Raw genomic sequence first — 9,118 nt, forward strand, 5'->3', positions numbered from 1 at the left:
AAGTCACTTTAGGGGGTATTTTTATGTGCTTTTATGAATCTACTAATGACGAATTTATAGAGGAACATTGTTTTCTATACTGCGTTGGAGAAAAACCAGTATGGTATTTAAAATAGCGGCAAAAATAGGTTCTATGATTAAAATTAAAAGTACAGCTTATTTCATTAATACTGAGGTTGGTATTGCTTATATACATTTTAATGGCAGCAATTTTTAGTTCACTAATATATTCCGTCAAGGTTTTACCAACTTCTTTTTTAAAGGCAGCGGAAAGATAATTTGGATGTATATGTAGGAAGGAAGAAATTTCTTTTAATGATAGATTATTTTCCACATTTTTTCTAATATAGCTAATTGAACGATTTATAAGGGGGTTAAAAGAACATTCTTTATATTTTTTCAAAACTTTAATAAAGTCATCTAGCATTGCATATTCTACATTTTTAAGATCATCATTGTTAGAGGTTTTATCAATAAGATTAATATAATAATCACTTAGCATAAAGGCAGTCTCAGAATCTAGGCCTGTTTCAATTACTGCTCTTGTAAAAAGTGTACATGAACCTATAATAGAATATTTAAGTGAGATAAAAGGCTCCGTTGATAATTGCGCTCGTTCCATTGAGTTGATTTTATTCAAGGTTTCAATACTTTTAGTGTGGTCCATTTGCGAAATAGCTTGAACAAGTCTGCATTCAAGCGCGTAGGGAGGATGGATATAAGCTGTATATCTATTTTTAGTCATTGTATGTTCAAGTTTAATGTAAATGTCTTTCACGAATTTCACCTCACAAAAGAAGATTTTAATTGCTCTATTTGTTATGGAAACTTTATAGTGCATTTTAAGAAATTAATGTTAATAAAGTGTACAATATATTAACATTATATACAAATTATAAAATTATAAATATATAATGTCAATATACAGTTTAATGATTTTGGAATAAATAAGTACTATTTAATGTGAAATAATATTTGAATTTTTAAAATCATGACAACCGTGTAATCGTTTAATAAAGTTTAATATTTTTATTTATGTGTGACTTTATTTGTTCTAACGTTGGATGATATATTCAAATAGTTCAGATAAAACAAAACAATAGGGGGCAATCAATATGAAAAGTAAAAAATCATTGAGTATTATTTGTGCGATTGCAGTATCATTATCTACCTTGGTTGGATGCTCATCCAACACTTCTGGCTCAACTTCAGGACCTGTAGTAGTTACAGTAATTCAAAACAAGGTTGAAATTCAATCACAGCTTGAAGCTGCAGCGAAGACTTTTAATGAGTCTCAAAGTGGTGTTAAGGTCCAAGTTTTAGGATCTACAGGAGATAATTTAGTAACAACTCTGCAGTCACAATTTGCATCTGCCCCAGCAAAGGCACCTACAGTTTTTACATGTCAAAGCGGAAGTGAATTTGATAAATTTTTCAAGTATATGGCTCCAATGGATTCAGCAAAAGCAGCAAAAAACATAGCTAAAGGACAAAAGGAAGATGCGATGAAAAATGGAAAACTATATGGTTTACCATTGGCAATAGAGGGCATTGGATTAATATATAATAAGGCAATATTTAAAACTGCAGGAGTTGATCCTACAAAGATCAAAACAATGGATGATTTAGATGCAGCATGTGCAAAAGTTGCAAAAGTTAAAGGCGTTGTACATCCATTAGCTTTTTCAAAAGAAACTTATTTTCAGTTTATGCATCCATTTAACTGGCCATTTGCAGTAATGAGTAATTACAAAGAGGTTATTCCAAAGGTTATAAGTGGACAACTAAAATTAAAAGATGTTCCCGAGGTTAAACAATTTGCAAATGACTTAACAAAACTAAAACCATATACAAACCTTGCTTTGGACAGCTATGATGATCAGGTTGCAGGATTTGCTCAAGGTAAATATGCTATGATTCACCAGGGTAATTGGGCACAATCAATAATGGATCAATACAAAGTTAAGTTTGACTATGGTATGATTCCAATGCCAGTTAATGGTAACACATCACTTGCAGTAGGCAATACAAACTTTTTCCATGTAAATAGTGCAGCAACAAAAGAGCAACAAGCAGGAGGAATTAAGTTCCTCGACTGGTTATTAACTAGTCCAGCAGGACAGAAGATCGTTACTAATCAATTTAAAGTAATTCCTGCATACAATGGTTTCGATACTAGTAAATTACCTGTTTTAGCACAGGAAGTTTCTAAATACTCAAAGAGTGGAAAGACAGTACCATGGACTTTTAATCTATTCCCAGCAGGTGTTGACAAAGATTGTACAAGTGCAATGCAAGAGTTTTATGCTGGTAAAACAACATCAGATCAATTATTAGAACAAATACAAAAAGTTTGGGAAAATGCAGCACAAAAATAGAGAATTATTATTGCAGCTCCACAGGAGAGGATTTAACACTATAAATAAGAGCCCATTATATGAGGCTCTTATCTATATAAAAATGTAGAAAGGAGAGTGAAATAAGCTATGAATAAAAAGGTCAAAAGCAAAATAACTACTGCTTTGTTTGTTATTCCATCATTATTTGTATTTATAAATGTGGTTATTATTCCTTTTATTATGGGTACGGTATACTCTTTTACGAATTGGGATGGTTTTGCTTTTAAAGGATCCAACTTTGTAGGATTTAAAAACTACGCTGATTCCTTTGGCGATGGTAAATTTCTTTCATCATTTTGGCTCACAACAAAGTATACTGTTGCTATGATCATACTGGTTAATATAATGGGGCTTGCACTAGCAATTCTGGTAACTTCAAAAATTAAGTATAAGAATTTTTTTAGGGGAATATATTTTGTACCTAACTTGATTGGTGGACTAGTTTTAGGGTTCATATGGCAATTTATATTTACAAAATTATTCCAAAGTATCGGTGAAATGACACATACATCAAAAATATTTTTTAATTGGCTTAATGATCCAACCATGGCATTTTGGGCTTTAGTTATTGTAGGTGTATGGCAAATGTCAGGGTACGTAATGATAATATATATAGCAGCTATACAGAGTATATCTGAAGAAGTTCTAGAAGCAGCTGATATAGATGGGGCAAACAAGTGGAGTATATTTAAAAATATTACACTACCACTAATAGCGCCTGGTTTTACAATAAGTTTATTTATTACATTATCGAATGCTTTCAAACAGTATGATACTAACTTATCACTAACCAATGGTGGCCCATATGGGAAAACTGAACTAATTACTATGAATATATTTCAAACAGCATTTAGCTCTAATAAGTACGCACAGGCACAGGCAAAGGCTATCATGTTTTTCTTAGTTATAATGGTCATTACTATTATACAGATTTATATTACTAAGAAAAGAGAGGTTGAGATGTAATGAAGGATAAAGTAAAAGGCAAATCTAAGTCTAAATCATCTAAAATTATTGTTATTTTAGGTTTTATTGTAGCAGCAATAACCTTATTTCCTATGTATATTATGATAGTAAATTCTTTCAAAGGAAGAGAACAAATATTTACAGATACATTGGGACTACCTAAATCGTTGGATTTTTCTTATTACCTAGCAGCAATTAATAAGATGAACTTTTTTAAGGCTTTGTTCAATTCTCTTACTGTAACAATAATAAGTACTGTTATAATAGTAGTCTTATCTTCAATGACAGCTTGGGCTTTAGTAAGAAGTAGTTCAAAGATTGCAGATGTTATATTAATGATTTTTATAGTTACAATGCTTATTCCTTTTCAATCGGTTATGATTCCATTAATGCAATACATGAATAGTTGGGATATAAGTTCAATTAACTTTTCAATGATAAATACATTTTATGGCCTTATTTTTATGAATGTTGGTTTTGGAAGTAGTTTAGCTATTTTTTTATATCATGGTTTTATAAAAGGAGTTCCACGGTCACTCGAAGAAGCTGCAATGATAGATGGATGTAACAAGTTTCAGATTTTTTGGAAAATAGTGTTTCCTACCCTAAAGCCAGTTACAGCAACAGTTGCTATATTAAATGTAATAGGGATATGGAATGATTATTTATTGCCATCACTAGTATTAAGAGATCCAAATTTAAGAACAATTCCACTTGCAACATTTTATTTCTTTGGTGAATTTACAATACAATGGAATATGGCAATGGCAGGGCTTGTTCTTACAATTTTGCCAGTAATCATTTTCTACTTATTTTCACAGAAATATATTATTAAAGGGTTTATGGCTGGAGCTGTTAAATAATAAAATACTAGAATTATAAGACAAATATATGAGAAAGTGAGTATAAAATATGAAAAAAAACTGGATTATAAGTGATAATAGTTTAAAAACAAAAGATCTTCTAAAAAATGAAAGTATATTTAATGTTTCAAATGGATATATAGGCATTAGAGGCAATTTTGAAGAGAAGTATCCTGATAATTATCCAACAACTAGAGGAACCTACATAAATGCATTTTATGAAGAAGTTGCTATACAATATGGAGAAAAGGCTTATGCTTTCCCAGAAACTAAACAAAAGATTGTAAATGTCATAGATGCACAGGATGTTAATATAATAATAGGTGGAGAGAAATTTTCTTTATTTGAGGGGAATGTAAAAAGCTTTAATAGATATCTTGATATGGAAGCAGGGTGTTATGTAAGAGAAATATGGTGGGTTTCACCGCAAGGAAACGAGCTTAAGATTAAAATAACAAGATTAACTTCATTTAAATATTTGGAGTTATTTATCATTAATTATGAAATGGAAAAAGTTAATTTTGATGAAGAAATTATTATAGAATCTGGAATTAACGGTGATGTAATAAATTATACAGATCCAGGTGACCCACGAGTAGGGAAAGGAAATGCTAATATATTATCTGTAAAATCTGCTGTGGCAGAAAATGGAATTATGCAGATAATAGCACAAACAAAAAACTCTAAAAAAATTACGGCAGTAGCTACAAATCATAGCTGCGATGTTAATTGTATAACTACGTTTGAAATGGAAAGTAAATATGTAAAAGCGATTTTCAAAATTGAGAAGGGTAAAGATGTAATTAACTTTACTAAATATAATGTATATACAGATTTAAGACGTCATAAAAACCCTGCTAGCTATGGTATAGATTTATTAGAAAAAATTAGTAAAGAACCTTTTGAAAAGTTGATGCAGCAGCAAAAACATTATTTAGATGAGTTCTGGTACTTAGCTGACATTAATATAGAAGGTGATGAAAAGCTTCAGCAGGGGTTAAGATATAGTATATACCAACTTCTTCAGGCGGTAGGTAAAGATCCTAAAAGTAATATAGCAGCAAAGGGCTTAAGTGGAGAAGGATATGAAGGACATTATTTTTGGGATACAGAAATCTTCATTTTACCATTTTTCACATTGTGTAACCCAAAACTTGCGAAGGGTTTGCTAAAATATCGTTATTCAATTTTAGATAATGCAAGAGAAAGAGCAAGGGAGCTAGGACATAAAAAGGGAGCGGCTTATCCTTGGAGAACTATGATAGGTAAGGAATGTTCTGCCTATTTTCCAGCAGGAACAGCTCAATACCATATTAATGGTGATATAGCATATTCATATATTCAATATTATTTAGCAACAGGTGATATAGATTTTATAAAAGAATATGGAGCAGAAGTTATTTTTGAAACTGCTAGAATATGGCTTGAAATAGGTCATTTTCATAAGGGATTATTTAAAATTGATACAGTTACTGGTCCAGATGAATATACGGCAATAGTAAATAATAATTATTATACAAATATTATGGCAAAATATAATTTAAAGTGGGCATCAAAATTATATCATCAGCTAAAAGAGAAGGATGAGAATGTACTAAATAATTTGACCAATAAAATAGACCTTAGCGAAGAAGAAGTTCAAAAGTTTGAAAAAGCTTATAAAAATATGTATTTACCTTATGATGAAGAACTTGGAATAAATGCTCAAGATGATACCTTCTTAAGCAAAGCTGTATGGGACTTTGAAAATACGCCAAAAGAAAACTATCCCTTACTATTAAATTATCATCCATTAACAATTTATAGATATCAAGTATTAAAACAAGCGGATACTGTACTTGCTCATTTCCTTGTGGAAGATGAATCGGATTTTGATACTATTAAAAATTCATATGACTATTATGAGAAGATAACAACTCATGATTCATCATTATCTTGCGCTGCGTATAGTATTATGGCATCTAAGATAGGATACGAGGGCAAAGCATATAAATATTTTATAGAAACAGCTAGATTAGATTTAGATGATACTCATGGAAATACAAAAGATGGAATTCATACTGCTAATATGGGTGGAACATGGATGGCAATAGTATATGGTTTTGCAGGGCTTAGAATAAAAGAAGATTTTATTTCACTTTCTCCAAAACTTCCACAAAAGTGGAATGATCTTAAATTTAGATTTCTGTATAAGGAAAGTTATGTTCAAGTACATATGAAAAAAGATAAAACAGAAATAGTAAGTCAAAGTCATTCGTTAGTTAAGTTAAAAGTTAACAATAAATTATATGAACTTGTTTTTAATGAAAAAATAGAAATAGAAAATTAACTTAGGTTATTATTTTTAAGAGAATGAAAGTACATTAAAAATTCAAAGCATTTCATGGAAGTAGGCACAGAAAATTAATTTTGTGTCTACTTTTATGTCTACAACATTTATAGCAAATTTAAACTCTAAATATTATTTTATTATAATTTTTGAACGTTATATGCTTGAAGTCTTTTTGGTCTATTTACTACATCAAATTGAACTTCCTCACCTTCATGTAAATCTTTCTTAGTTCTGCATTGCTTTTCTTATCAGATTTTAAGTGACTTTTATTGTTGTCCATAAATAAACCTCATTATTATGTTATTATATAATATTAATATTTCCCTAATACTATAAAAATATATGTTCAAAAAAAATTACTAAAAATGGTACTGAATTTTAAAAAAAGATGCATTTTAGAAGCAGAATGATAGATATTAAAATCCTTAGTTAATTCACTTCCCGCAGATGAATAAATGAATTAGGAGAAAATATTTTGCATTTCCTAATTTGTCTTCAAGTTACATTGATGGTTTGATAACGGAAATAGATCAAAAATCAATAACAGAGGGCTCAGCATTTTCATGGTACAAATATTCTAAAGCAAGTGAAGTTCCTGTAAATTATGCAGCTGAAACAGATATAAAAAAGCCAGGAGCATATACCTTTATTAGAGCACCTAGATATAAAGGGGAAATTGTACAGATAGGGTGCATAGTGAGAGCATTTGATCTATTTTAAATAAAATGGTTTCGATAATAAAAAAATGAGTAAAATGAAGATTAGTATTAACATGATAAATACTAATGAAGAGATTCATGAGAAAAATAAAAATCTATTTGATGAAGAAGGTATATTTGTTATAAATCTAATGAACTCGCCGGGATCTGGAAAAACAACTATACTTGAGAAATTAAATCCAAAGCTTAAACATAAATTGAGGAACTGATTTTAAGGTAGAGGAGTTTTATAAGGATATTAGATTATTAAATAATAAAGCGAAAATTTTTCAAACATCCTGTATTACGAATGAGGGAATAGATGAATTAAGCGAATGGATTTTAAAACAGGTAAAAAGAAAAATAAGGGGCTGAGCTCTATTATGGGTAAGAAGGTTATTGCTATAGGTAGTATGTTAATGATGGATGATTGAGTAGCACTTCTGATTTTAGGTAAAATTAAAAAAGCATTAGAGGATAACGGTATTGAAACTATTAGTGGGGAAACTGATGTGGAATTTTGTTTTTCTATATTAAATGAGTTAAATGTATTTTATAGGAATAGAAATTTATAATTTAGATATAAATCTTGGCTTAAGCAATGTTTTACAGGAGAAAGTAGAAGATATATCTAAAAAGGTAATGAGTTTTATTATATAAATATCACAAATTGGAATATGTATATCATATTATTAATTATTTAATAAAAAAATTTAACAATAAAATTAAATGAAAAATGAAAATATTCAACCAATTAACTGAATTTGTGTTATAATTCAATAACCAAACAAATTGACTTAAAAAATCTCTTATAATTTTAGTTGAATAAAATTATAAATAAACAAAGTGAGGAAAATGCGATATGAATATTAAATACATAAAAAAAATGCCTACAGAAAAGGAAATTATGGAAGAAATGCCTCTTCCAAATAATATTAAAGAGATTAAAAAAAGGAGAGATACTGAGATAAGGAAAGTTTTTGAGAATGAATCTGATAAGTTTCTTCTTATAGTTGGACCGTGCTCTGCTGATAACGAAGACTCAGTGTGCGAATATATAGGAAAGCTTGCAGAGGTTCAGGAAAAAGTAAAAGATTCTATCATTATCATACCTAGAATTTATACAAATAAACCGAGAACTACAGGTGAAGGATATAAAGGTATGGCTTCGCAACCAGACCCAAGTAAAGAACCTGATATGGATGCAGGATTAAGGGCCATTAGAAAACTTCATATAAAAGCATTAAGTGAATATCATATGCCGGCTGCAGATGAAATGCTATATCCAGAAAATTATACATATCTTTCAGATTTATTAGGGTATATTGCAGTTGGAGCCCGCTCTGTAGAAAATCAGCAACATAGATTTACAGTAAGTGGTGTTGATATACCTGTAGGCATGAAGAATCCAACTGGAGGAGATCTAACTGTAATGCTAAATTCAATTAAAGCAGCGCAGGATGGTCATACTTTTATATATAGTGGATGGCAGGTTGAAACATCAGGAAACCCACTTGCACATGCTGTTTTAAGAGGGGCTGTGGATTGTTATGGTAAAAATATTCCAAACTACCATTATGAAGATTTGATAAATATTGCTAATGAATATGAAAAACAGAAATTTGAAAATCCTTCTATTATTGTAGATACTAATCATGCAAATTCAATGAAGCTTTATAAAGAGCAACCGAGAATAGCTAGAGAAGTGTTAATGAGTAGGAAAGATAACTCTTTACTTAAAAAAATGATAAAAGGATTTATGATTGAAAGCTACCTTGTAGAAGGTAAACAAGATGTGGGACGAGGCACTTATGGTAAATCCATAACAGATGCATGTTTAGGATGGGAAGAAACTGAAAA

At 30.0% G+C, this 9,118-nt stretch carries 8 protein-coding genes and 1 pseudogene; 7 read left to right on the forward strand and 2 right to left on the reverse strand.

All coding sequences use genetic code 11. From position 1 onward, the window contains the following. Window positions 1–31 precede the first annotated feature (31 nt). On the reverse strand, window positions 32–778 hold the full coding sequence (locus tag Q0649_RS05960; protein WP_298838769.1) for an AraC family transcriptional regulator: 747 nt from the start codon (window positions 776–778) through the stop codon (window positions 32–34). Window positions 779–1,115: 337 nt separating this feature from the next. Between Q0649_RS05960 and Q0649_RS05965 the strand changes: the two genes are divergently transcribed. The 4 genes from Q0649_RS05965 to Q0649_RS05980 all read left to right on the forward strand — a co-directional run bounded on the left by Q0649_RS05965 (window position 1,116) and on the right by Q0649_RS05980 (window position 6,557). Then, entirely contained in the window at window positions 1,116–2,378 is a 1,263-nt protein-coding gene (locus Q0649_RS05965) for an ABC transporter substrate-binding protein (protein WP_298838772.1), read from the forward strand. A gap of 108 nt (window positions 2,379–2,486) precedes the next feature. After that, complete coding sequence (locus Q0649_RS05970) at window positions 2,487–3,365, forward strand: carbohydrate ABC transporter permease (RefSeq protein WP_298838775.1); 879 nt, start codon at window positions 2,487–2,489, stop codon at window positions 3,363–3,365. Then, window positions 3,365–4,228 (forward strand): carbohydrate ABC transporter permease, encoded by an 864-nt coding sequence (locus Q0649_RS05975; protein ID WP_298838777.1) that lies wholly within the window; start codon window positions 3,365–3,367, stop codon window positions 4,226–4,228. Before Q0649_RS05970 ends, Q0649_RS05975 begins: the two co-directional genes overlap by 1 nt. Window positions 4,229–4,277: 49 nt before the next feature. Next, window positions 4,278–6,557, forward strand: coding sequence for a glycoside hydrolase family 65 protein (locus Q0649_RS05980; protein WP_298838780.1), 2,280 nt, complete (start codon window positions 4,278–4,280; stop codon window positions 6,555–6,557). A 140-nt stretch (window positions 6,558–6,697) separates the two neighbouring features. Here Q0649_RS05980 and Q0649_RS05985 read toward each other — a convergent pair. Next, window positions 6,698–6,775, reverse strand: a pseudogene (locus Q0649_RS05985) (cold-shock protein); the annotation flags it as partial. A 274-nt stretch (window positions 6,776–7,049) separates the two neighbouring features. On the opposite strand from Q0649_RS05985, the gene Q0649_RS05990 reads away from it, so the two are divergent. The 3 genes from Q0649_RS05990 to Q0649_RS06000 all read left to right on the forward strand — a co-directional run. Further along, complete coding sequence (locus tag Q0649_RS05990; protein WP_298838783.1) at window positions 7,050–7,280, forward strand: nickel-dependent hydrogenase large subunit; 231 nt, start codon at window positions 7,050–7,052, stop codon at window positions 7,278–7,280. A 25-nt stretch (window positions 7,281–7,305) separates the two neighbouring features. After that, window positions 7,306–7,488 (forward strand): hypothetical protein, encoded by a 183-nt coding sequence (locus Q0649_RS05995; protein WP_298838786.1) that lies wholly within the window; start codon window positions 7,306–7,308, stop codon window positions 7,486–7,488. Between the two features lie 632 nt (window positions 7,489–8,120). Continuing rightward, window positions 8,121–9,118: 3-deoxy-7-phosphoheptulonate synthase (locus Q0649_RS06000; protein ID WP_298838788.1), on the forward strand; the 998-nt coding region annotated here is incomplete at its 3' end.

The organism is uncultured Clostridium sp., assembly GCF_937920395.1.
GTDB lineage: Bacteria > Bacillota > Clostridia > Clostridiales > Clostridiaceae > Clostridium_AD.

Coding starts and splice junctions, on each gene's coding strand:
- Q0649_RS05965 (WP_298838772.1), top strand. CDS start 1,116: ATGAAAAGTAAAAAATCATTGAGTATTATTTGTGCGATTGCAGTATCA.
- Q0649_RS05970 (WP_298838775.1), top strand. CDS start 2,487: ATGAATAAAAAGGTCAAAAGCAAAATAACTACTGCTTTGTTTGTTATT.
- Q0649_RS05975 (WP_298838777.1), top strand. CDS start 3,365: ATGAAGGATAAAGTAAAAGGCAAATCTAAGTCTAAATCATCTAAAATT.
- Q0649_RS05980 (WP_298838780.1), top strand. CDS start 4,278: ATGAAAAAAAACTGGATTATAAGTGATAATAGTTTAAAAACAAAAGAT.
- Q0649_RS05995 (WP_298838786.1), top strand. CDS start 7,306: ATGAGTAAAATGAAGATTAGTATTAACATGATAAATACTAATGAAGAG.